The sequence below is a fragment of the uncultured Jannaschia sp. genome (assembly GCF_947503795.1).
Taxonomy (GTDB): domain Bacteria; phylum Pseudomonadota; class Alphaproteobacteria; order Rhodobacterales; family Rhodobacteraceae; genus Jannaschia.
In genome coordinates, this window is sequence record NZ_CANNEZ010000001.1 from 145727 (window position 1) to 168215 (window position 22489).

Annotated in this window: 24 protein-coding genes; 11 read left to right on the forward strand and 13 right to left on the reverse strand. The window is 68.9% G+C overall.

Annotation, left to right across the window (positions count from 1 at the left end; genetic code table 11):
* Positions 1-76 precede the first annotated feature (76 nt).
* From rpsT to mutM, 3 genes are all read right to left on the reverse strand, one after another.
* Positions 77-343: a 30S ribosomal protein S20 gene (rpsT, locus tag Q0833_RS00745; protein WP_298429150.1), complete on the reverse strand. Its 267-nt coding sequence runs from the start codon at positions 341-343 to the stop codon at positions 77-79.
* A 231-nt stretch (positions 344-574) separates the two neighbouring features.
* Positions 575-1351 (reverse strand): enoyl-CoA hydratase, encoded by a 777-nt coding sequence (locus Q0833_RS00750; RefSeq protein WP_298429153.1) that lies wholly within the window; start codon positions 1349-1351, stop codon positions 575-577.
* A gap of 62 nt (positions 1352-1413) precedes the next feature.
* Positions 1414-2262: a bifunctional DNA-formamidopyrimidine glycosylase/DNA-(apurinic or apyrimidinic site) lyase gene (gene mutM, locus Q0833_RS00755; RefSeq protein WP_298429156.1), complete on the reverse strand. Its 849-nt coding sequence runs from the start codon at positions 2260-2262 to the stop codon at positions 1414-1416.
* A gap of 64 nt (positions 2263-2326) precedes the next feature.
* Between mutM and ubiE the strand changes: the two genes are divergently transcribed.
* Positions 2327-3073 (forward strand): bifunctional demethylmenaquinone methyltransferase/2-methoxy-6-polyprenyl-1,4-benzoquinol methylase UbiE, encoded by a 747-nt coding sequence (gene ubiE / locus Q0833_RS00760; RefSeq protein ID WP_298429159.1) that lies wholly within the window; start codon positions 2327-2329, stop codon positions 3071-3073.
* A gap of 13 nt (positions 3074-3086) precedes the next feature.
* Positions 3087-4616, forward strand: coding sequence for a 2-polyprenylphenol 6-hydroxylase (gene ubiB / locus Q0833_RS00765; protein WP_298429163.1), 1530 nt, complete (start codon positions 3087-3089; stop codon positions 4614-4616).
* Positions 4617-4660: 44 nt separating this feature from the next.
* Here ubiB and Q0833_RS00770 read toward each other — a convergent pair whose 3' ends face one another.
* Positions 4661-5323 carry a flagellar hook capping FlgD N-terminal domain-containing protein gene (locus Q0833_RS00770; protein WP_298429166.1) on the reverse strand — a complete coding sequence of 221 codons (663 nt, stop codon included), beginning with the start codon at positions 5321-5323 and terminating at the stop codon, positions 4661-4663.
* 10 nt (positions 5324-5333) lie between these two features.
* Complete coding sequence (locus tag Q0833_RS00775; RefSeq protein ID WP_298429169.1) at positions 5334-6710, reverse strand: flagellar hook-length control protein FliK; 1377 nt, start codon at positions 6708-6710, stop codon at positions 5334-5336.
* Positions 6711-6837: 127 nt separating this feature from the next.
* Here Q0833_RS00775 and Q0833_RS00780 point away from each other — a divergent pair, with 127 nt between their 5' ends.
* Complete coding sequence (locus Q0833_RS00780; RefSeq protein WP_298429171.1) at positions 6838-7113, forward strand: flagellar biosynthesis protein FlgJ; 276 nt, start codon at positions 6838-6840, stop codon at positions 7111-7113.
* A 19-nt stretch (positions 7114-7132) separates the two neighbouring features.
* Here Q0833_RS00780 and Q0833_RS00785 read toward each other — a convergent pair whose 3' ends face one another.
* Positions 7133-7720, reverse strand: coding sequence for a transglycosylase SLT domain-containing protein (locus tag Q0833_RS00785; RefSeq protein WP_298429174.1), 588 nt, complete (start codon positions 7718-7720; stop codon positions 7133-7135).
* A gap of 72 nt (positions 7721-7792) precedes the next feature.
* Positions 7793-8674, reverse strand: coding sequence for an AEC family transporter (locus Q0833_RS00790; RefSeq protein WP_298429177.1), 882 nt, complete (start codon positions 8672-8674; stop codon positions 7793-7795).
* Between the two features lie 87 nt (positions 8675-8761).
* Between Q0833_RS00790 and hspQ the strand changes: the two genes are divergently transcribed.
* Together hspQ and Q0833_RS00800 are read left to right on the forward strand one after the other, a co-directional pair.
* Positions 8762-9088: a heat shock protein HspQ gene (gene hspQ, locus Q0833_RS00795; protein WP_298429180.1), complete on the forward strand. Its 327-nt coding sequence runs from the start codon at positions 8762-8764 to the stop codon at positions 9086-9088.
* Positions 9089-9181: 93 nt separating this feature from the next.
* On the forward strand, positions 9182-11251 hold the full coding sequence (locus tag Q0833_RS00800; protein ID WP_298429183.1) for an ATP-binding protein: 2070 nt from the start codon (positions 9182-9184) through the stop codon (positions 11249-11251).
* Here Q0833_RS00800 and Q0833_RS00805 read toward each other — a convergent pair.
* A complete protein-coding gene (locus Q0833_RS00805) occupies positions 11230-12225 on the reverse strand; it encodes an asparaginase (RefSeq protein ID WP_298429186.1) in 996 nt (331 codons plus the stop codon). The genes Q0833_RS00800 and Q0833_RS00805 overlap by 22 nt on opposite strands.
* 177 nt (positions 12226-12402) lie before the next feature.
* On the opposite strand from Q0833_RS00805, the gene Q0833_RS00810 reads away from it, so the two are divergent.
* Both Q0833_RS00810 and rlmN read left to right on the forward strand, forming a co-directional pair.
* Complete coding sequence (locus tag Q0833_RS00810; protein WP_298429189.1) at positions 12403-12912, forward strand: invasion associated locus B family protein; 510 nt, start codon at positions 12403-12405, stop codon at positions 12910-12912.
* An 81-nt stretch (positions 12913-12993) separates the two neighbouring features.
* Positions 12994-14169, forward strand: coding sequence for a 23S rRNA (adenine(2503)-C(2))-methyltransferase RlmN (rlmN, locus tag Q0833_RS00815; RefSeq protein ID WP_298429191.1), 1176 nt, complete (start codon positions 12994-12996; stop codon positions 14167-14169).
* A 12-nt stretch (positions 14170-14181) separates the two neighbouring features.
* Here the strand turns inward: rlmN and Q0833_RS00820 are convergent, their stop codons facing one another.
* Both Q0833_RS00820 and serB read right to left on the reverse strand, forming a co-directional pair.
* A complete protein-coding gene (locus tag Q0833_RS00820; protein ID WP_298429194.1) occupies positions 14182-14322 on the reverse strand; it encodes a hypothetical protein in 141 nt (46 codons plus the stop codon).
* Positions 14323-14341: 19 nt separating this feature from the next.
* Entirely contained in the window at positions 14342-15214 is an 873-nt protein-coding gene (gene serB / locus Q0833_RS00825; protein ID WP_298429197.1) for a phosphoserine phosphatase SerB, read from the reverse strand.
* A 153-nt stretch (positions 15215-15367) separates the two neighbouring features.
* On the opposite strand from serB, the gene Q0833_RS00830 reads away from it, so the two are divergent.
* From Q0833_RS00830 to bktB, 4 genes are all read left to right on the forward strand, one after another.
* The gene (locus Q0833_RS00830) at positions 15368-16492 is read left to right on the forward strand and encodes a phosphoserine transaminase (RefSeq protein ID WP_298429200.1); all 1125 of its coding nucleotides are present in this window, start codon (positions 15368-15370) and stop codon (positions 16490-16492) included.
* A gap of 50 nt (positions 16493-16542) precedes the next feature.
* Positions 16543-18135 carry a phosphoglycerate dehydrogenase gene (serA, locus tag Q0833_RS00835; protein ID WP_298429203.1) on the forward strand — a complete coding sequence of 531 codons (1593 nt, stop codon included), beginning with the start codon at positions 16543-16545 and terminating at the stop codon, positions 18133-18135.
* 51 nt (positions 18136-18186) lie between these two features.
* A complete protein-coding gene (locus Q0833_RS00840) occupies positions 18187-18615 on the forward strand; it encodes a MarR family transcriptional regulator (RefSeq protein WP_298429206.1) in 429 nt (142 codons plus the stop codon).
* 76 nt (positions 18616-18691) lie between these two features.
* Positions 18692-19867, forward strand: coding sequence for a beta-ketothiolase BktB (gene bktB / locus Q0833_RS00845; RefSeq protein WP_298429208.1), 1176 nt, complete (start codon positions 18692-18694; stop codon positions 19865-19867).
* Between the two features lie 16 nt (positions 19868-19883).
* Here the strand turns inward: bktB and Q0833_RS00850 are convergent, their stop codons facing one another.
* The 3 genes from Q0833_RS00850 to Q0833_RS00860 form a co-directional block, all read right to left on the reverse strand.
* Complete coding sequence (locus Q0833_RS00850; protein ID WP_298429211.1) at positions 19884-21458, reverse strand: gamma-glutamyltransferase family protein; 1575 nt, start codon at positions 21456-21458, stop codon at positions 19884-19886.
* 171 nt (positions 21459-21629) lie between these two features.
* A complete protein-coding gene (locus tag Q0833_RS00855; RefSeq protein WP_298429214.1) occupies positions 21630-22079 on the reverse strand; it encodes an ATP-binding protein in 450 nt (149 codons plus the stop codon).
* Positions 22079-22420 (reverse strand): STAS domain-containing protein, encoded by a 342-nt coding sequence (locus Q0833_RS00860; protein WP_298429217.1) that lies wholly within the window; start codon positions 22418-22420, stop codon positions 22079-22081. The genes Q0833_RS00855 and Q0833_RS00860 overlap by 1 nt, the downstream gene beginning before the upstream one ends.
* Positions 22421-22489: the final 69 nt, after the last annotated feature.

The window sequence follows — 22489 nt, forward strand, 5'->3', positions numbered from 1 at the left end:
AAGAAAAAGGGCCCGCCGATCCGGCGCGCCCTTAAATTTCTTGACTGTGTCTCCGGGCATCGCCCGGCAGACGGAATCAGTTGGCCAGGGCCTTCACGCGGGCCGACAGGCGGGACACCTTACGGGCGGCCGTGTTCTTGTGGAACACACCCTTGGTGACGCCGCGCATCAGCTCGGGCTGGGCGGCCTTCAGGGCCTCGGCGGCGGCGGCCTGGTCGCCGGAGGCGATGGCCTCCTCGACGCGGCGGAGATAGGTGCGGATGCGCGAGCGACGCGCCTTGTTGACGGCGAATCGCGCCTCGTTCTGACGAGCGCGCTTCTTGGCCTGGGGCGAATTTGCCATGATGATCGGTCCTTCGGATCGGGTTCGTGTTCAGTCGCGCGAAGGCCCGATCCGGTCGGGGGACGGCGGGCGCCCCCATGGATCTCGATCCGGCCAAAGCGGGCCTCACACGCATATGAGACGCGCTCTAGAGCGCCGGAACGGGGACGTCAACAGTACGTCAGTCGTCCGCTGCCGTCCTCGACGCGGCGACGGCGACCGCTTGGCCCGACCGGACCCGAGGGCTCCCGGTCAGCGGTCGCGGAACTGCGGCTCGCGCTTTTCGACGAAGGCGGTCATGCCTTCGGTCTGGTCCTCTGTCGCAAAGAGCGCGTGGAAGAGCCGCTTCTCGAACAACAGCCCCTCGGCCAGCCCGACCTCCTGGCTGCGGTTCACCGCCTCCTTGATGGCGGTGACGGTGATCATGGACTTCTCGGCGATCTTGCCCGCCGCCGCGAGCGCTTCGTCCAAAAGCTTCTTGGCGGGCACGACCCGGCTGACAAGGCCCGATTTCTCGGCCTCGGCGGCATCCATGAAGCGGCCGGTCAGATGCATGTCCATGGACTTGGCCTTTCCCACCGCCCGCGTCAGGCGCTGGGTGCCGCCGATGCCCGCGACCACGCCGAGATTGACCTCGGGCTGGCCGAACTTCGCGGTGTCGGCGGCGATGATGAAGTCGCACATCATCGCCAGCTCGCAGCCGCCGCCGAGCGCATAACCCGACACCGCGGCGATGATCGGCTTGCGGACTCGCAGGAACTGCTCGACCTCGGGCCCGAAGAGATCGCCCATGAAGACGTCGGTGAAGGATTTCTCGGACATCTCGCGGATGTCGGCGCCGGCGGCGAAGGCCTTCTCGGAGCCGGTCAGCACGATGCAGCGCACCTGCTTGTCGTCCTGCGCCGATTTCAACGCGCGGGACAGCTCGCCCAGCAGCTTCGAGTTCAGCGCATTCAGCGCGTCGGGCCGGTCGAGCCGGATCAGGGCGACGTGATTGCTCACATCCACGTTCAACGTCTCGTAACCCATTTTCGCCGCTCCGCATGGTGCTTGGGATGTCAGGCCTGCCCGATGGCCCGACGCGGTTCAAGTCATCTCTGGCAACGCGGGCAGTGGAACGTCGAGCGTCCGGCCTGAACGATCCGCCGAATTGTCCCATCGCAGCCGGGCGTCGGGCAAGGCGCGCCTTCGCGGTCATAGACCCGGAACCCGTGCTGGAAATAGCCCAGCGTGCCGTCCGCCTGCCGGTGGTCGCGCAGGCTCGACCCGCCCGCCGCGATCGCTTCGGCCAGCACGTCGCGGATGATCGGGACCAGCCGCGCGACGCGCGGGGCGGCGATGCGTCGCGCCTTGCGGGTCGGCGCGATGCCGGCCCGGTGCAGCGCCTCGCAGACATAGATATTGCCCAGGCCCGCGACGACGCGCTGGTCGAGCAGCGCGGATTTGATCGGTGTGTTCTTCGCAGCCAGTGCGTCGATCAGATGCGCCTCGTGGAACCCGTTTCCCATCGGTTCGGGCCCCATCCGCGCGAAATGGGCATGGGTCTCGAGCGCATCCGTCGCCGCGAGATCCATGAAGCCGAAGCGCCGCGCGTCGTTGAAGGTCACCCGGTGCCCGTCGGTGTGGAACACGACGTGGTCGTGCTGCGGCAGCCAGCCCGCATCGCGGTGGAAGTTGCCATGTTGCGCATCGTCGACGACCATCCGCCCGGACATGCCCAGATGCACGATCAGCGTCTCGCCCGTGTCGAGATGGAGGAGCAGGTATTTCGAGCGCCGCCCCAGCGCGGTCACGGTCGCACCCTGCAACCGCTCGGCCATGCGCTCGGGGAACGGCCAGCGCAGATCGGGCCGGTTGACGTCGATCCGGGTCAGGCGCGCGCCCTCGAGCGCGGGCGTCAGGCCGCGGCGTACCGTCTCGACTTCGGGAAGTTCCGGCATGGTGCCCTTTCGGTCGGGGCCTCGCGCCCTATAAGTCATGCCGAGACATGAGGACGCCCGCCCGATGACGCAAGACACCCCCAAGACCACCCATTTCGGCTTCGAGGATATCCCCGAGGGCGAGAAGGCGGGCCGCGTCCACGGCGTATTCACTAACGTGGCCTCGAAATACGACGTGATGAACGACGCGATGTCGATGGGCATTCACCGCGTCTGGAAGGACGCGATGATGGACTGGCTGGCGCCGCGCCCCGGCCAGCGCCTGCTGGACGTGGCCGGCGGGACCGGGGACATCGCCTTCCGCTTCCTCGACCGCGCGCCGGGCGCGTCGGCGGTGGTCTGCGACATGACCGAGGGCATGCTGGTCGCCGGGCGCGGCCGTGCCGAGGCCGAGGGCGCGGCCATCGACTGGGTGGCGGGCGACGCGATGGCGCTGCCGTTCGAGGACGGACGCTTCGATGTCTACACGATCAGCTTCGGCATTCGGAACGTCACGCGCATCCCCGATGCCCTGACCGAGGCCTACCGCGTGCTGCGGCCCGGTGGACGGCTGATGGTGCTCGAATTCTCGCAACTGCCCAACCCGTTGATGCAGAAGGTCTATGACCTCTACTCGTTCAACGTCATCCCGCGCATGGGGCAGGCGATCGCCGGGGATCGCGACTCCTATCAGTATCTCGTCGAATCGATCCGAAGGTTCCCCGATCAGGATCGCTTCGCCGGGATGATCGCGGAGGCGGGTTTCGGCAACGTGGCGTATCGCAACCTGTCTTTCGGGATCGCGGCGCTGCATTCCGGCTGGAAGCTGTAGGTCCGACCCGGCAATGCGAGGTCCCCACAACATCTGGCGCCTGATCCGCACGGCGGGCACGTTCGAGCGGACGGGCGCGATGGCGGTCGTGCTCGATCAGGTCGAGGCGCCGCGCGGCCTCCGGATCGCGGCGCGCGTGCTCGGCTGGCCCTTCCGCTGGCTGGGATACGAGGGCGATCCCGCGCTCCCGCCGGTGACTCGCGCGATCACGGCGCTGGGTCCGAGCTACATCAAGCTGGGCCAGATCCTATCGACCCGGCCTGACTTCGTGGGCTCCGATCTCGCGGTGCAATTGCGCGTCCTGCAGGACAAGCTGCCGCCTTTTCCGACATCCGAGGCGCGCGCCATGGTCGAGCGCGATCTCGGCCTGCCGCTCGATGCGATGTTCTCGAGCTTTTCCGAGCCGGTCGCCGCCGCATCGATCGCGCAGGTCCATGAGGCGCGGCTCGTCTCGGACGGGCGCCGCGTCGCCGTGAAGGTGCTGCGGCCGGGAATCGCGCGCGCCTTTCGCCGCGACATCGACGCGTTCTACTTCGGTGCGCGGATGGTCGAGCTCCTCTCGCCGGGTGCGCGGCGCCTGCGCCCGATGGACGTGATCGCGCATTTCGACGCGACCGTGCAGCAGGAGCTGGATCTGCGCACCGAGGCGGCCGCGGCGGGCGAGTTCGCGGCCAACACCGCGCGCGACGACGGGTTCTCGGTGCCGCAGGTCGAATGGGGTCTCTCCGGCCGCGCCGTCCTGACGCTCGACTGGGCCGAAGGCATCCACATGGCCGATCTCGACGCGCTCGATGCGGCTGGGCACGACCGCGCCGAGCTGTCGCAACGGGTCATCGCGATGTTCCTGCGGCATGCGCTGCGCGACGGGTATTTCCACGCCGACATGCACCAGGGGAACCTGAAGGTGGCGCCCGGCGGTGACATCGTGGCCGTCGATTTCGGGATCATGGGGCGGCTCGACGAGTACACGCGCCGGGTCTACGCCGAGATCCTGATGGGGTTCATCCGCAAGGACTACCGCCGCGTGGCCGAAGTTCACTTCGAGGCGGGATACGTGCCGGCCGATCGCGATGTCGACCTCTTCGCGCAGGCGCTGCGCTCGGTGGGCGAGCCGATCTTCGGCATGGACGCCTCCCGTATCTCGATGGGGCGGCTGCTCGCCTATCTCTTCGAGGTGACCGAGCGGTTCGGTATGGAGACGCGGACCGAACTGATCCTGCTGCAACGCACGATGGTCGTGGTCGAGGGCGTGGCGCGGACGCTGAACCCGCATATGAACCTCTGGACGGCCGCCGGACCGGAAGTCGAGCGCTATATCCGCGAAAATCTCGGACCCCGGGCCTTTGCGCGCGACCTCGCGCGCACCGCGCGGGTCCTCGCGCGATTCGGGCCGCATCTGCCGACGGCCGTCGAGGCGGCGCTGCGACGGCCGGACCGCACGGTCGTCGTCGATGCGCGCCGTTCGCACCGCTCGCCCGTAGTCTGGTTCCTTGCCGGGGCCGCCGTCGCAGTCGGCGCCGTCGCACTCGGCGCAATGCTCTAGGCTCGCTTTGCCGCCCCGCTATTGGCGGCGGCGACCATCCCGGCCTAGCCCGCCTGCGGGCGGCGGATGGCCTCCATGGACGAGGCGGGCAGGCGGATGCCGCCGTCAAGTACCAGCTCGGCGCCCGATGGGCCCAGCACGACCTCCTCGACCCGACCGTAATGCGACACCGGCATGGCCACGTTTACCTGTTCGCCCGCCGACGATTCGACATGCAGGCGATAGGCACCGTTCGGCAGGGTCTCTCCCCGGCCCGGCACGGGCCAGGTCAGCGCGGTCGTGTCCGTCGGGATGGGCCAGCGCCCGGCTTCGGAACCGTCCGGCAGGGACGCGACCAGCGCCGCACGGTCCGCCCCCGGCGGGACGCTGATGGTGAGATCGGTGGGCGTACCGCCGACCATTACGGGTCCGGCATGCCGGACGTCGAGGCCGATCCACGAGGCGGCGGTACTGGCCTGGCCCTGGTCCAGGCGCCCGATCATCGTTGTGAGAAGTTCGTTGGTCTGCACCGCCTGTTCGACGTTCGAGAAGGTGGCGAGCTGTGCGGTATAGGCCGTGCTGTCTGCCGGTTCGAGCGGGTCCTGGTTGCGGATCTGCGCGGTCAGAAGGGTGAGGAACGTGTCGAAATCCGACGCGATCTTGGCCGCGGAACTCGGCGGGGTGGCGCTGGCGACGGCTGTGCCGGCGATCGGGGTCAGGGCGTCCATGTCTGCTCCTTCAAAGGCGAATGTCGAGGCGACCGGGTCGAACGGCCTCGGTTGATGACGGGGTGGGCGTTGGCGCCGCGCCAGTCTCGGCCATGGCGTCATTTTCGGGGGGAGGGGGCCCGTCGGTCCGGTCGCCGCGTCGATCCCAACCCGCCCCGCCGGTTCCCAAGTCGATCCGGTCGAGCGCGACGCCGTCGCCCAGAAGGCCGCGCTGCAGCCCGTCGATATGGCGCCGCACGAGGTCCATGGTCTCGGGGCGTTCGACGGTGATGATCATCTGCAACCCGCGCTCCCCCGTCTGCATCACGAGACGCAGCCGCCCAAGCTCGGCCGGGGCCAGTTCCAACTCGGTGCGCAGCGCGCCGTTCGCGAGCCGCTCGGTCCCGGCCTGAATGTCGGACCGAGTAATCGGGGCCGCAAGCTGGGTGAGCACCTGCGGAAGGTCGCGCAGCGGCAGATTCAGGGGGCGGCCCGCGCTCGCTTCGATGGAAGCGACCGGTGAGCTATCGACTGCGATCGCGACCGGAGTCGTCGATACGTCCACGAGCGGCGCCGACATGGGCGGGGCGGGGGTGGTCGGTGCGACGTCCGTAGGCCTTGGCGGGGCGAGGTCGGGCGAGTTGATCTTGTGATGCGATGCCGGCGCGAGCTTTGGTGGCGGGGTGTCCACCGACATTTTGGATGCGGCGAGCATCGGACCGTCCGGCAGCCCCGTTCGACCGGGGGCCTCGGCGACCGCACTCCGGGCGAGTGGTAGCCCCAGCCGTGGGTCGAGAGCCCCAGTCTCTGCCTTGGTGCCGGGCGGTTGGATCGGCGTGACCGCGAGAAGGTCATCAGGTCGTTGGCGACGCACCCCGACGTCCTTCGGCACGAAGGGGAGAGCGCCATCATCCGAGAGCGTTAAACTCGCGCGGGAGATGGGCGTCCGTTGAGCGACGAGGTCCTTGGGCGGCAATGCCGCGGCGCCGTCCGCGGCGTCCGTGGGCAGGGTCGGTCCGACCACAGCGCCGGGCGGGGCAGGGCGAGACGTAAGCCCCTCAACCGCGCGTGGTGCCTCGACCGGCCAAAGGTCGGGAGAGAAGGGCGCGATGCGCGCGGGTCCAGCGGTCGGGGGCGACGGCGGAGCCGTGTCCGGACGAACCTGCAGCGGTTCGGCCGGGTCGGACACCAGCAGGGCGTCCCCGAAGCCCGCGAGATGGATGTCGGCCAAGGCGGTCTCGGTCGATGATTCGGCGGTCGGGTCGCCGGTCGCGAGCGCATCTTCGATATCCGCGTCCCCGGTTTCGGGGCCGCCGTCATGCCCTTTCATTTCCACGGCGAGTGCGTCGGCAAACCCGTCTTCTCCGACTGCCCTCGGCGCGCGCGGCGGGGGCGAGGTTGCGGGCATCTGGGTCGGGATCGGGCTGACTGGCGGCAAGGCTGCGCTCCGGTTCTGTCGGCGAGAGACCTAGCGACCGGGCGTTACGGAATCCTTTACCCGGAGATGATCTCTGACCGTCAAAGGAGGCCCGCCGATGACAATTTCGATCACAGCACCGCCCGCCCCGGCGGATCGGGTGTCTGCACCGGATCCGTTGCGCGAACAGGCCGTGCAGCTCGAGGCGTTTCTCTTCGCCGAGATGATGCGCGCGTCGGGAACGGGGCCGCCCGGCGCGTCGGGCGGCAGCGAATCGCAATTCGACAGCTTCCTGCGCCGCGCCCAGGCCGAAGCCGTCGCGGGCAGCGGACAGACCGGGCTGGCCGAGGCGATCCACCGCGCGATGCTGCGCGGCGCGGGCCGGCCGGGATGACGGGGCGCGCGCCGCCGTCTCAGCGACAGCGGAGAAGCTGTTGCTGGTAGGTGGCCGCGCGGGATTCGATCTCGCCGGAAATCCGCATCAGCCACGGCTTCGAGCGATAGGTCCCGCGCCGGAAGCCGGTGCGCCCGTCGTGATAGGCGAGATACTGGTTGCGCGCGTCCGACAGCGAGATGCCGAGCGATCGGTTCGTCTCGGCCATGTACCAGCCCATGAAGTCGGTCGCGTCGCGGATGTTGTCGCGCCGCGTGCGCCGGCCGCCTTCCTGCTGCTGGTATTCCTTCCAGGTCGCGTCGAGCGCCTGGGAGTAGCCGAAGGCACTGCTCTGGCGCCCGATCGGAACCACGCCGAGGGCGAACCGAAGCGGCGTGCGCGCATCCGAGATGAACTTCGATTCCTGATAAATCGTCGCCATCTGGACATGCACGGGCACGCCCCATTTGCGCTCGGCCGCGCGGAAAGCGCGCAGGTATCCCGGACGCTGGTCGAGAATACGGCATGCGTTGTCGAGGTCGCGCGGCGCGCGACCGTCCCCGCCCGAGCTGCCGCCGCCGCACGCGGCCAGAAGCAGCAGACACGCGATCTGCAAGATGATTTTCATGTTCACTGCCCGGCTCTTGTTCGTCCGATTTTGCGAGATGATAGCAGGCCCAACCCGGTCCTGCCAATCACGTCATACGAAAGCGGCGAGGATCAGCGGCAGCGCGGCCACGGACATCAGCGTCGAGACCACCACGAGGCCTGCGACGGGCGGCGCGTCGGCGCCGTATTTCAGCGCCAGCAGGTAGGAGGACACGGCGACGGGCGTCGCGAGCTGGACGACGAGCACGCCGAGGACGGGGCCCGACAGTCCGAAGGCGAAGCCGATCCCCAGCGCAAGGCCCGCGCAGATCGCGAGCTTGAGCACCGAGAGCCCGGCCATCGGCCAGAGCCCGGCGGGGCGGATACGTGCGATCGCGACGCCGAGCGTCAGCAGCATGAGCGGAATCCCCATCTGTCCGACGAGGCCGATGGCGTTCATCGCGACATCGGGCAAGGTCCAGCCCTGCCAGAGGAACAGCCCGCCAAGCAGGGTGGCCGCGACCATGGGCTCCTTGAGCGCGCGGACCGGGTTGCCGCCGCCCGCGACGATCCAGATGCCCAGCGTGAATTGCAGGATGGCGGTTACCGAGAAGACGACCACCGCATAGCCGAGCCCCACATCGCCGAACGCGAAGAGCGCCAGCGGCAGGCCCAGATTGCCCGTGTTTCCGAAGATCAGCGGCGCCCAGAAGGTCCGCGGCTCGAGCCCGAGCACCGCACAGACGATCCGGAACACGATGACCATCGCGGCATAGACCGCCAAGGTGGCCACGGTCAGCCGCCCGGCGGAGGCGGCGTCGATCTGCCCCTCGGCCAGGGCGGCGAACACGAGACACGGGACCGCGAGGGTCATCGCCAGTCGCGTCACGAAAGCCGTGTCGTAGTCATACCCCAGCCGGACCCATGCGAATCCGATTGCGGCGAGTGCGAAGACGGGCGCAACGATCTGCAGGACTGTCAGGACTGATTCCACAGTGTGTTTCCGCCGAATCGGGGGGTGCGCGATTTACAAGTCCCGCGGGCGCGGTCTAGGAACGGGCAGGGGAAAGGGCAACGCGTCATGCTGCATAACCACGCCAAATATGGCCTCGGCGAAGTCGTTCGCCACAAGAAGCACCCCTTCCGGGGTGTGATCTTCGACGTGGATCCGGAGTTTTCGAACTCCGAAGAATGGTACGACAACATCCCGCAGGAGGCGCGGCCCCGCAAGGATCAGCCCTTCTACCACCTGCTCGCCGAGAACGAAGAAAGCTACTACGTGGCCTATGTCTCTGAGCAGAACCTGACCCTCGATCGCTCGGGCGAACCGGTGACGCATCCCGATATCGGCGACCTCTTCGGCGCGTTCGACGGGCGGCAATATCCGCTGCATTTCGACCTGAACTGATCCGCCCCGCTTAACCTGCCTTTTACCTGACCCTGCCAACAGGGAATGTGTGTCCGGATCGGCCGGACGCGCGTGCGCGAGGCAGGGCTGGGCATGGACGGATCGCCGCCGGACGGTCTCTATCAGCAGGAACGCCGCCGTCGCCTCGCCGCCGAGCGGATGCTGGATCGCGCCAAGCGGGATCTGAGCCGGGCCCATGCGGCCCTGGTCGCCAATGCCGACCGCCTGTCGCGCGACTATCTCTCCGAACGCGAAACGAACCTGCGGCTGACCGAACGGCAGGCCCAGGTGCTGGCCCAGCGCAAGGAAGCCGCGGAAAAGGCCGATCGCGCCCGCCGCCGCCTCTGGCACGCGCTCGAGGCGATGCGCGACGGGTTCGCGCTGTTCGACGCGCAGGGCACGATGGTCGCGGCCAATCACGTCTATCTGAACCTCTTCGATTGCGCGGGCGTGGTCGGGCCCGGCGCATCCGCCGCCGAGATGTTCGAGATCGCGGCCGAGGAAGGGAGCTTCGACACCGGCGGCCAGGACGAGGAGGAATGGGCGGACGCGATGACCGAACGCTGGCGCGGGGACCGGTTCGATCCGATGATCCTGCGGCATTACGACGGCCGCATAATCCGGCTGTCGGACCGGCGTGCGCCCGACGGGGATCTCGTGTCGCTCGCCGTCGACGTGACCGAGGACGAGGCGCGCGTGGACGCGCTGGCCGCCGCGCGCGACAGCGCCGAGGCGACGGCGCGGATGAAGGCCGATTTCCTCGCCCGGATGAGCCATGAGATCCGGACTCCGATGAACGGGGTGATCGGGCTGGCCGACATGCTGGCCGAGCAGGTGACGGACGAGGAGGGGCGGCTCTCGGCCCGGACGATCCGCGACTCGGCCGAGGCGCTGCTGACGATCGTGAACGACACGCTCGACGTCTCGAAGATCGAAGCGGGCAAGATGGATCTGCGCGCCGACCGCTTCGACCTCGAGGCGATGCTGCGCGACTGCATCCGGCTGGCGCAGGCGTCGGGCCGGGCGCGCGTGCCGATCGCGCTGTCCTGGCCGCTGGACGCCTCCGCGCCCGTCGTCGGCGACGAGGGTCGGGTGCGGCAGATCGTGATGAACCTTCTGGGCAACGCGATGAAGTTCACCGCGGCAGGCGGCGTGACCGTCCGCGTCGCCCGCGCGCCCGACGTGGTGTCGGTCACGGTCGCCGATACCGGGCCGGGCATCGCCGACGCCTTGCGCGACACGATATTCGAGGCGTTCGGCCAAGCCGACGATCCGGGGATGTCGACCAAGGAGGGCACCGGGCTGGGCCTGACGATTTCGCGCGGGCTGGCTCAGCGGATGGGGGGCACGCTGCACCTCTCGGACGAGGTCGGGCCGGGCGCGACCTTTGTCCTGACGCTGCCGCTCCGGGTGCTCGAACCCGGGCCGCCATTGCCGTCCCTGCCCGATACCGTGGCGCTGGGGCCGGGCGTGATCTGCGACGCGCTGGCCGAGAGCCTGTCGGTCGCGGGGATCGAGGTCGTGCGGACGACGTCGACGCCGCACCCCCTTGTCGCGCGGGCCCAGGATGTGCCGGCGGATGCCGTGGAACCGATCGTGCTGCGCGACGGCGCCCCGGTCGAGGCCGCGCTTGCGGCGCGGGCCCGCGCGGTGCTGTCGCTGCCAGCCGCGGCGGCGGACCTTGTGGCGGCGCTGGCCCTCTCCGCCGACGATTCCGGCGCCACTGAGGCGGTGTCAGCCGCGTCTAGGGGAGCGACGCGGCGCATCCTCCTGGCGGATGATAACCAGACCAATCGCTTTCTTCTGGACCGGATGCTGGCGGACGGCGTTCTGGACTACAGGATCGTCGAGGACGGGGCCGAGGCGGTCGCGGCGCAGGCAGAAGGACGGTTCGACGCGGTGGTGCTCGACATCTCGATGCCGGTGCTCGACGGCATCGGCGCGGCCGCCGCGATCCGGGCCGCCGAAGCCGAGGCCGGTCTGGCGCCGGTTCCTCTGCTCGCTTTGACGGCGCATACGGGCGACGAAATGGGTGAGCGCCTGCGCGCGGCCGGCTTCGTCGCGCATCTGACGAAACCGCTCAAGAAGCAGGTTCTGCTGGAGGCGCTCGAGGCGGCTTGGGCCACGCAAGGCGCGCCTGGTCAGCCGAGCGTCACCTCGTAGCGGCCCGTCACGATCTCGCGCCGGTTGGTGATGGGCCCGTGGGTCAGGCGCCGCGCCACCGGATGGTCGGCCGCGAGCGCCCCGATGCGCACCAGCAGCGCCGCGATCACGGCTTCGGCTGCGCGGGTTCCGCCATCGGCGATCTTCAGCGCGATCCCTCGGTCGAGTTCGGGTATAATCGCCACATAGACTGCCTCAGCGCCGGTCTTGACCGCGACGCGTCCCCCCATCGCACGCATCAGGTCGGTGCAGGCCCGCGTCTCGCCCGCGACCATCTCGGGATGGGTCGCCATCGCGGCGACCAGCCGCGCCATCGCCTCGGCCCGCGTCCCGCCGCCCGCGCGTGCGGCCGCGAACCGGCCCATCGCCCCGCCGAAGGCCGAAAGCCGGGTCGCGAAATTCGGCGCCGAACAGCCGTCGATGCCGTAACCCGGACTGTCCATGTCCGTGACCTCTTCAAAGGCGGCCCGGACGGCCGTCTGGACCGGATGCGCGGCGTCGACGTAGTCCGGCCCCGCGCCCAGATGCCGCCCGAGCATCAGGAAGCCGCAATGCTTGCCCGAGCAATTGTTGTGAAGCTGGCAGGGCGCGTCCTCTGCCCGGATCAGGCGGTCCCGCTCGGGGCGGTCGTCGGGCCATTGCGACCCGCAGCGCAGGTCGCTCTCCGACAGACCCATACCGGCGAGCCAGCTCGCTGCCGCCTCGCGGTGGATGGCGGCGCCATTGTGTGACGCGCAGGCGAAGGCCAGCTGTCGGTCGTCGAGATCGCGCCCCGCCCCGGATTCCAAGAGCGGCAGCGCCTGGATCATCTTGGCGGAGGAGCGCGGATAGATCACGACGCCCGGCGCGCCCCAGCTTTCGATCACCGCCCCGGATCCGTCGCAGATCACCGCGTGCCCACGATGCACCGACTCGACCCGATCGCCCCGGATCACCTGCACGAGGTCGACCGCATCTCCGCTGATCCTGTCCATATCGCCTCCATGCGCGATTTTCCGCCGCACGGGCTTCCCCCGTGGCCTCCGCCTGCGCTAACACCGGGTTGCGAAATTGGGAACCACGCGAGGCCCATGCCCGCGATCCGGGCCAACCCGGACGGGGGCGGCCTCACGCGACGTGAAGAGGCAGTGACAGACATGACTCACAAGGCGATGGCCCCCGCGATCCTGGCCGCCCTGCTCTGTGTGACCCCCGTGGTCGCGCAGGAGAGTGCGAACCGCGTCAACACCGAGACGGACTGGTCCGTCTTCGTCGAGGACAATCCGACGCAATGCTGGATCGTTTCGGCGCCGAAATCGATCCGCAATACGCGCGACGGCCGCGAGGTCGCGGCCCGGCGCGGCGATATCCGCCTGTTCGTCAGCTACTGGCCCGGCTCAGAGAAGAAGGGCGAGGTGTCGGCGACCGGCGGATACCCCTATGCCGACGGCTCGACCGTGACGCTGCAGATCGGCTCGGATTCCTTCGAACTCTTCACCGATGGCGAGCTGGCCTGGGCCGCGTCGCCCACCGATGACGAGCGGATCGTCGCCTCGATGCGCCGCGGCGCCGAGGCGGTGGTCTCGGGCCGGTCGGGCCGAGGCACGCAGACGCAGGACACGTTCAGCCTTCTGGGCTTCACCGCGGCCGTTGCCGATGCCGAGGCCCGCTGCGGCAGCTAGGCACGGCCATTTGAGTTCTCGCGCGGGCGCTCCTATATGGGGCGCCCGTTTACGTTTCGGCCCCTGCCCCCGGAGTATGCCATGAAAGCGCCCGTCACCCCGGACGTCCTGACCGTGCCCCGCAAGGAGGTGATGGACCGTCCGAACCTGATCGGCATGACCCGCGACGCCCTGCGCGCCGCGCTGATCGAGATTGGCATCCCGGAGCGGCAGGCAAAGATGCGGGTCGGCCAGATCTGGCAATGGCTCTATCATTGGGGCGTGCGCGATTTCGCAGCGATGACCAACCTGTCGAAGGACATTCGCGCCAAGCTCGCCGACCGGTTCACGGTCGACCTGCCCGAGGTGGTGACGCGGCAGGTCTCCGGGGATGGAACGCGCAAGTACTTGGTGCGCATCGCGGGCGGGCACGAGGTCGAGGTCGTCTACATCCCCGAGGAGGGGCGCGGCACGCTGTGTGTGTCGAGCCAGGTCGGCTGCACGCTGACCTGTTCGTTCTGCCATACGGGCACCCAGAAGCTGGTGCGCAACCTGACGGCCGGTGAGATCGTGGGCCAGGTCATGCTGGCGCGCGACGACCTCGAGGAATGGCCCGAGCCGGGCACCGGCACCGGCGACAAGGGCCCGCGCCTTTTGTCGAACATCGTGCTGATGGGCATGGGCGAGCCGCTCTACAATTTCGAGAATGTCCGCGACGCGATGCGGATCGTGATGGATGGCGAGGGCATCGCGTTGGGCCGCCGTCGCATCACCCTCTCGACCAGCGGTGTCGTCCCCGAGATCGCGCGCACCGCGCAGGAGATCGGGTGCCTTCTGGCCGTCAGCTTCCATGCCACGACCGACGCGGTGCGCGACGTACTCGTGCCGATCAACAAGCGCTGGAACATCGACGCGTTGCTCGATGCGCTGCGCGACTATCCGAAGGCCACCAATTCCGAACGGATCACCTTCGAATACGTGATGCTGGACGGCATCAACGATAGCGACGAAGACGCCCATCGGCTGGTCGAGCTGCTGGACGGCATCCCGGCCAAGGTGAACCTGATCCCGTTCAACGAATGGCCCGGCGCGCCGTATACGCGATCGTCGAACAATCGCATCCGCGCCTTCGCGACGATCCTGATGCAGGCGGGCTATGCCTCGCCCATCCGCACGCCGCGCGGTGAGGACATCATGGCGGCCTGCGGCCAGCTGAAATCCGCGACCGAACGCCAGCGAAAGAGCCGGGCACAGATCGCCGCCGAAGCCGGGCTCTAGACGCGACCGGCGCTAGCGGTGCCGGCGAAAGCGGCGCGGCAGAAGGATGTCGAGCACGAAGCGGACGGGATCGATCTCGGTCATGGCAGGCTCCTTCGGGTCTCGGGCCGCCAGATAGTGCGGGCGCGTGACATGGCCATGACGATCCGCCACGGGGATCGCGGCGCGGCGATCAGGCTGCCGCGAAGGCCTCCCAGTGGTAACCCTGAAGATAGAGCAGCGTCGTCAGGTCGCCGTGATTGACGCGAAGCCCGGCCTCGGCTTGCACGGCGGGCTTGGCGTGAAGTGCCACGCCCATCCCCGCCCGCGTCAGCATCCCGAGGTCGTTGGCCCCGTCGCCGACCGCGATCACGTCGGCCGCGGTTACACCCATCTCGGCGGTCAGCTCTTCGAGCGCCTGAACCTTGGCCGCGCGCCCGAGGATCGGATCGGCGACGCGCCCGGTCAGGCGGCCGCCTTCGGTCAGGAGGGTATTCGCCCGGTTCCAATCGAAGCCCAGCCGCGCGGCGATGGCCTGCGTGAAGGCGGTGAATCCTCCCGAGACCAGCGCGGCCTTCGCACCATGGGCCTTCATCGTCGCCAAGAGGACCGGCCCGCCCGGCATCAGGTCGATCCGGTCGCGCAGGACGGCCTCGATCACCCCTTCGTCCAACCCCTCCAGCAAGCCGACCCTCTCGCGCAACGCGCCTTCGAAGTCGATCTCGCCGTTCATCGCGCGGGCCGTGATGGCCGCCACGCGTGCCCCGACGCCCGCCTCGTCCGCCAGCTCGTCGATGCATTCCTGCCGGATCATCGTCGAGTCCATGTCGGCCAGAAGCAGACGCTTCTGCCGCCCCTCGCGGGGTACGATGTTGAGGTCGATGCCCATGCCGTCCATCTCGGCGCGCGTTGCTTCAAGGGTGTCGGGCAGGCGGTCGAGGTCGAATTCGGCGGCGCGGTCCCGGTCCAGCCAGCGTGCGTCGCCTCCGCCCCAGCCATTGCGCAACGCCTCGACCAGCGGGATCTCGATCACGGGGGCGGCGGCGGTGAGAACGATGGTGTGCATGGGCGTTTCCGATAGGCGACGGGAGCAGGGCGCGCAGCCCCGGTTTCCCGCCGACTAGCGCCATTATGCGCCTTGCGCGACCCCTCGGCCCCCGATAGCGACGGCGGCGGGACACCCTTCCCCAACGAAGGGCACATATCTGCAAGGATAGACATGACTGCGACGAACACCCCGGCCACGCGGCCGGCCAATCCGCGTTTCTCCTCCGGCCCCTGCGCCAAGCACCCCGGCTGGACCCTCTCCGCACTCGATGATGCGCCCCTCGGCCGCTCGCACCGCGCGAGCGTCGGCAAGGCCAAGCTCAAGGCCGCGATCGACCGGACCCACACGCTTCTGGGCCTGCCCGACGACTACCGCGTCGGCATCGTGCCCGCCTCGGATACCGGCGCCTACGAGATGGCAATGTGGACGATGCTCGGCCAACGTCCCGTGACCATGATGGCCTGGGAGAGCTTCGGCACGGGCTGGGTCACCGATGCCGTCAAGCAACTGAACCTCGACGCGACCGTGATGGAGGCGCCCTACGGCGCGCTTCCCGATCTGGGCGCGGTCGACTGGAACACCGACGTCTGCTTCACCTGGAACGGCACCACGAGCGGCGTGCGCGTGCCCGACGGCGACTGGATCTCCGCCGACCGCGCGGGGCTGACGCTGTGTGACGCCACCAGTGCGGCCTTCGCGATGGACCTGCCCTGGGACAAGCTCGATGTGACGACGTTCAGCTGGCAGAAGGTGCTGGGCGGCGAGGGCGCGCACGGCGTCATCATCCTGAGCCCCCGTGCCGTCGAACGGCTGGAAAGCTACACCCCCGCCTGGCCGCTGCCGAAGATCTTCCGCCTGACGAAAGGCGGCAAGCTGATCGAGGGGATCTTCTCGGGTGCGACGATCAACACGCCATCGATGCTCTGCGTCGAGGATTACCTCGCCGCGCTCGACTGGGCCGAGGGCGAGGGCCTGTCGGGCCTGATCGACCGCGCCACGGCCAACGCGACGGCCATCTGGGACTTCTGCGAGACGCGGGACTGGATCGCGAACCTCGCGTCGGACCCGGCGACGCGCTCGACCACCAGCGTCTGCCTGACCATCGACGCGCCCGAGGGCACGTCCAAGCGCATCGCCAAGCGGCTCGAGGCGGAGGGCGTGGCTCTCGATATCGGCAGCTATCGCGATGCACCCGAAGGCCTGCGCATCTGGTGCGGCTCGACGGTCGAGACCTCGGACATCGAGGCGCTGCTGCCCTGGATCGACTGGACGTATCACGCCGAGACCGCCGCCTGATCCCATCTCCGGGCCAACGGCCCGCCCGAACCCTGAAGAAGGAGCCCGACATGGCCCCCAAAGTCCTCGTGAGCGACAAGCTCTCCGAAACCGCAGTCCAGATCTTCCGCGATCGCGGCATCGACGTCACCTTCGACCCCAGCCTCGGCAAGGACAAGGACAAGCTCCTGTCCGTGATCGGCGAGTATGACGGCCTCGCCTTCCGGTCGGCCACCAAGGTCACCGAGAAGCTGCTCGAGGCCGCGCCCAACCTCAAGGTCGTCGGCCGTGCCGGCATCGGCACCGACAATGTCGACAAGGCCGCAGCGTCGAAGCGCGGCGTGATCGTGATGAACACGCCCTACGGCAACATGATCACCACTGCCGAGCATGCGATCGCCATGATGTTCGCCGTCGCCCGCCAGATCCCGGAGGCCAGCGCTTCGACCCATGCGGGCAAGTGGGAGAAGTCGCGCTTCATGGGGGTCGAGCTGACCGGCAAGACGCTGGGCGTGATCGGCGCGGGCAATATCGGTGGCATCGTCTGCCAGAAGGCGGTGGGCCTCGGGATGAAAGTCGTGGCGTACGATCCCTTCCTGTCGGAGGAACGCGCGACCGACCTGCGCGTCCAGAAGGTCGAGCTGGACGAGCTTCTGTCCCGCGCCGACGTCATCACCCTGCACGTGCCCCTGACCGACCAGACGCGCAACATCCTCTCGGCCGAGGCGCTGGCCCGGACGAAGCCGGGCGTGCGGATCATCAATTGCGCGCGCGGCGGTCTCGTGGACGAGGCGGCATTGGCCGAGCTGCTTAAGACCGGCCATGTCGCCGGCGCAGGCTTCGATGTGTTCGAGACCGAGCCCGCGACCGACAGCCCGCTCTTCAACCTGCCCAACGTGGTCGTGACGCCCCATCTGGGTGCCGCCACCACCGAGGCGCAGGAGAACGTGGCCCTGCAGGTGGCCGAACAGATGGCCGACTACCTCCTGACGGGCGCGGTCTCGAACGCGCTCAACATGCCGTCGGTCACCGCCGAGGAGGCCAAGGTCATGGGCCCCTGGATCAAGCTGGCCGACCATCTGGGCGCCTTCGTGGGCCAGATGACCGACGAGCCGATCGAGGCGATCGAAGTCCTCTACAACGGCACGGTCGCCGACATGAACCTCGAGGCGCTGAACTGCTCGGCCATCGCGGGCGTGATGAAGGCCACGAACCCGGATGTGAACATGGTGTCGGCCCCCGTTCTGGCGCGCGAGCGTGGCGTGGACCTGTCGACCACGCGGCAGGACAAGTCGGGCGTCTTCGACGGCTACATCAAGCTGATCGTCCGCACCAAGACCCGCGAACGGTCCATTGCGGGCACCGTCTTCACCGACGGCAAGCCGCGCTTCATCCAGATCAAGGGCATCAATATCGACGCCGAGATCGGGGCCCACATGCTCTACACCACGAACGAGGACGTGCCGGGCATCATCGGCACGCTGGGCCAGACGATGGGCGACAACGGCGTCAACATCGCGAACTTCACGCTCGGCCGTTCGGATCGCGGGCGCGAGGCGATCGCGCTGCTCTATCTCGACGAGCAGCCGCCCGCCGCCGTGCTGGAAAAGCTGCGCGCGACGGGCATGTTCCGCACGGTCGCGCCGCTGCGCTTCGACGCCTGACGCGCTCGGGCGGGCTGGACACGGCCCGCCTCCGCGCGGCACTGAAGCGGGATGGACGACTTCCGCCTTGACGATTTCCTGCCCTATCGGCTGGCCGTGGCCGCCGGGCGCGTCAGCCGCGACTTCGCCCGCGACTACCGCGACCGGTTCGGTCTGACGCGCGCGGAATGGCGCGTGATCGCGCATCTCGCGGGGTCGGGCACCGTGTCGGTCCGAGAGATCGCGGACCGGGCCGACATGGAAAAGTCCCGCGTCTCCCGCGCCGCCGCCCGGCTCGAGGCGGCGGGCCATGTCGCCAAGCGTGTGAACGCGGGCGACAAACGGCTGGTCGACCTCACCCTGACGGAGAGCGGGCGCGCCATGGTCGCCGAACTGGCACCCATCGCGACCGCCTATCAGCGTCGTCTCGTGGCGGAACTCGGGTCCGATGCGGCGCCGCTTCTGCGGGCGCTCGACCTTCTGGCGTCGCGCGACGGCTGATCTCGCCGCGACGTCCCGCTTTTCACCGCGACCCGCGCCGGTCAGACTGCTCTCATCCTGTTCTCCCGGAGGTCCCATGTCCGACGTCGTCATTCTGTCCGCCCGCCGCACCGCCATCGGAACCTTCGGCGGCAGCCTCGCCGCCATTCCACCGATCGAGTTGGCCACCCTGGCCGCACGGGCCGCCATCGCGGATGCCGGCATCGAGGGCGCGCAGATCGGGGCGAGCGTCTTCGGCCATGTCATCAACACCGAACCGCGCGACATGTATCTCAGCCGGGTCGCCGCCATGCAGGCCGACGTGCCCGAGACGGTGCCCGCGATGAACGTCAATCGCCTCTGCGGGTCGGGCGTGCAGGCGATCGTGTCGGGGACGCAGGCGCTGGCGCTGGGCGACGCCGATTTCGCGCTGGTCGGCGGCGCCGAGAACATGAGCCGGTCGCCCTTCATCCTGCCCGACGCCCGTTGGGGCGCAAAGATGGGCGACGTTGCCGGGCGTGACATGATGCTGGGCGCGCTGAACTGTCCATTCGGCACGGGCCATATGGGTGTCACCGCCGAGAACGTCGCCGCCGAACATGGCGTGAGCCGCGCCGATCAGGACGCCTTCGCCCTGCAAAGTCAGGAGCGGGCGGCCACCGCCATCGCCGAGGGGCGTTTCGCCGATCAGATCGTGCCGGTCATGGTGCGGCGCCGGCGCGAGGAGGTCGCGTTCGAGGTCGACGAGCACCCGAAGGCCTCGACGATGGAGACCTTGGGCGGCCTTCGTTCTGTCTTCCAGAAGGACGGCACGGTCACGGCCGGCAATGCCTCGGGCATCAACGACGGCGCGGCGGCGCTCGTGCTGGCGCGCGCCGACGCGGCGGACGCGGCGGGCCTGACGCCGCGCGCGCGCATCCTCGGCTACGGCCATGCGGGCGTGCGGCCCGAGGTGATGGGGATCGGACCCGTCCCGGCGGTCCGCGCGCTCCTTGAACGCACGGGCCTCTCGGTCGGTGATTTCGACGTCATCGAATCGAACGAGGCCTTCGCCTCGCAGGCCCTCGCCGTGACCGCCGAGCTGGGGCTCGACCCGGCCCGCGTGAACCCCAATGGCGGGGCCATCGCGCTGGGTCACCCGGTCGGCGCGACGGGTGCGATCATCACCGTCAAGGCGCTGCACGAGCTGGAGCGCACCGGCGGGCGCCGCGCGCTGATCACCATGTGCATCGGCGGCGGTCAGGGCATCGCATTGGCGATCGAGCGCATCTAGGGCGCCCGCGCGCCGGTCAATACCCCAGCGCGCAGCCGTCCTTTCGCGGATCGGACGCGCCTTCCAGATACCCGTTGGCGTCGATCCGGATGGCCTGCGCGCCCCCGATCGGCGTGTCCGGCACCTCGATCCGGTGCCCCATCGCCGCCAGTTCGGCCGCGACCCCGTCGTCGTAGCCCCGCTCCAGCTTCAGGACACCACCGTCGGCGAAGGCCCGCGGCGCATCGATCGCGCTTTGCGCATCCATTCCGAAATCGAGCATGTTCGACAGGACGCGCATATGCCCGTTCGGCTGATACTGCCCGCCCATGACGCCGAACGGCATGGTCACGCGCCCGCCCTCGCGCAGCATCGCGGGGATGATCGTGTGCATCGGCCGCTTGCCGGGCGCCATCTCGTTGGGATGCCAGCGGTCCAGCGTGAAGCCTGCACCCCGGTTCTGGAACAGGATGTCGAATTTCTCCGATGCGATCCCCGATCCGAAGCCGTGGAAGATCGAGTAGATCAGCGAGACGGCCATGCGGTCGCGATCGACCACGGTGATGTAGATCGTGTCCTTGTGGACCGCCTCGGCCGTCTCGGTCAGGCGCGGCGTGGCGCGCTTGGGATTGATCAGCCCGGCCAGCGCGGCCCCCGTCGTCGGGTCCAGCATGTGCTCGAGCCGGGTCATGTGATCGGCATCGGCAAGGAAGCGGTTGCGCGCGTCATAGGCCAGTTTCGCGGCCTCGGCCTCGATATGGGTGCGGCGCGCCCCGAACGGGTCCATCGCCGCGATGTCGAACTGCGCGAGGATATTCGCCATCAGGATCGCCGTCGCGCCCTGGCCGTTGGGCGGATGTTCAACCAGTTCGGTGCCCTTGTAGAGACCCGACACGGGGTCGGCCCAGTCGCAGGCCGTCGCCGCGAAATCGTCCAGGGTGTGGGGTCCGCCAGCCTGGGTCAGCGCCGCGACCATGTCCTCGGCGACCTCGCCCGCGTAGAACCCTTCCCGCCCCTCGGCGGCGATCCGGCGAAGGGCGGCGGTCTGCCGCGGCGAAGCGAAGGTGGCGCCCGGAGCAGGGATGTCGTCGCCCAGATATGCCTTGCGCGCGTGGCCCTGAAGGGTGCCCGCGTCCTTGGCCCAGTCGAAGGCGACGCGGGGCGCGACCGGCACGCCCTCCTCGAAATAGGGGATCACGGGGGCGAGCGTGTCCTCGATCCCCAGTTTGCCCTCCTGCTCCGAGAGGGTGCAGAACGCGTCGACGGCGCCGGGCACCGTCACGGCCCATGGCGAATTGGCGGGAACGGTCTTGTGGCCTTGCGCCCGCAGCGTCTGGGCAGTGGCACCCGCCGGGGCGCGGCCCGATCCGTTTAACGCGCGGACCTCTTCCGAGCCTGCAGGCTTCAGGAGGACGAAGCAGTCGCCCCCGATCCCGGTCATCTGCGGCTCGCACAATCCCAGCAGGACCGCGCCCGCGATCGCCGCATCGACCGCGTTGCCGCCCCGTTCCAGCACGTCGATCGCGACCTTCGCTGCCAGCGGGTGGGAGGTCGCGCACATGCCGTTGCGCGCCAGGACGGGGGAACGGCCAGGCCGGTGGAAATCACGCATGCGCACCTCTCGGGGATCGAATTCGCATCAGAGGCTAGGTCGTGGGGCGGGCATTGCCAACTCGGCACGTACCTGCCGCGAAAGGCAGCGGGTGTGACGATCCCGCTGGCGCCCCATCCATCGCACCCGGCCGGACTGCGACTGCCGGCGCGGCGGGGATGCGACCCTGCTTCAGATTACGAAGGAGAAGTGCAGACGGTTCAGCCCGTCCGCCCGCTCATAGGTCATGTCCTCGGTCAGCGCATGGATGATGAACCAGCCGAATCCGCCCTCGGGCAGGTCGCCCGTTTGCGGATCCTGCGCGGGGAGCTCCGCGATCGCGAGAAGCGGCGAAGGCAGCGGGCAGCCGTCATCTGCTGTCATGACGAAAACACGTCCGCCCTCGGCCGTGACGGCCAGTTCGATCCAGGCGTCCTCGCGCCCGGCGAGCGCGTGCTCGACGATGTTGTTGAGTACCTCGGCCACCACGAGTTCGACATCCGCGCGCCGCGCCTCCGGCAGCCAGCCCAGCTCGAAAAGGCGCGCGAAGGCGGTCATCGCCTCGCCTACGGCATTCGGCGTGCCCGCGATGCGCGTGCTCCGCGTGGTGATCGGCGGCGAGGCAGCCATCGCTTGCGCCATCAGGCCGCGTCCTGTCCCGGCGCCGCCCCGTCCGGAAGATCGTCATGGATCGCGAAGACCCGGTCCATCCGCGTCAGGTCCAGCACCCGGCTGACCGCGCCGCGCGCGCGCGCCAGTTCCAGCGTGCGGCCGTCGAGCCCCTTCATCACCGCCACCAACGCACCGAGTCCGCTGCTGTCGAGGAAATCGACCTTGGCCATGTCGAGCACGACGCGGCCCCCATGCCCGTTGCACAATTCGCGCACCCGCTCCTTGAAGGCCACGGCACCGGCCGCGTCGAGGCGGGGTTGCGTCAATGTCAGGATGAGGATGTCGTCGGTCGTCCGGCTGTCGATCTGCATGCCACGTCTCCGGTTCTGCGCCCTCTGGAACCTCGGGCATCCCGGTGGCAAGCTAGGCGCCATTCCTTA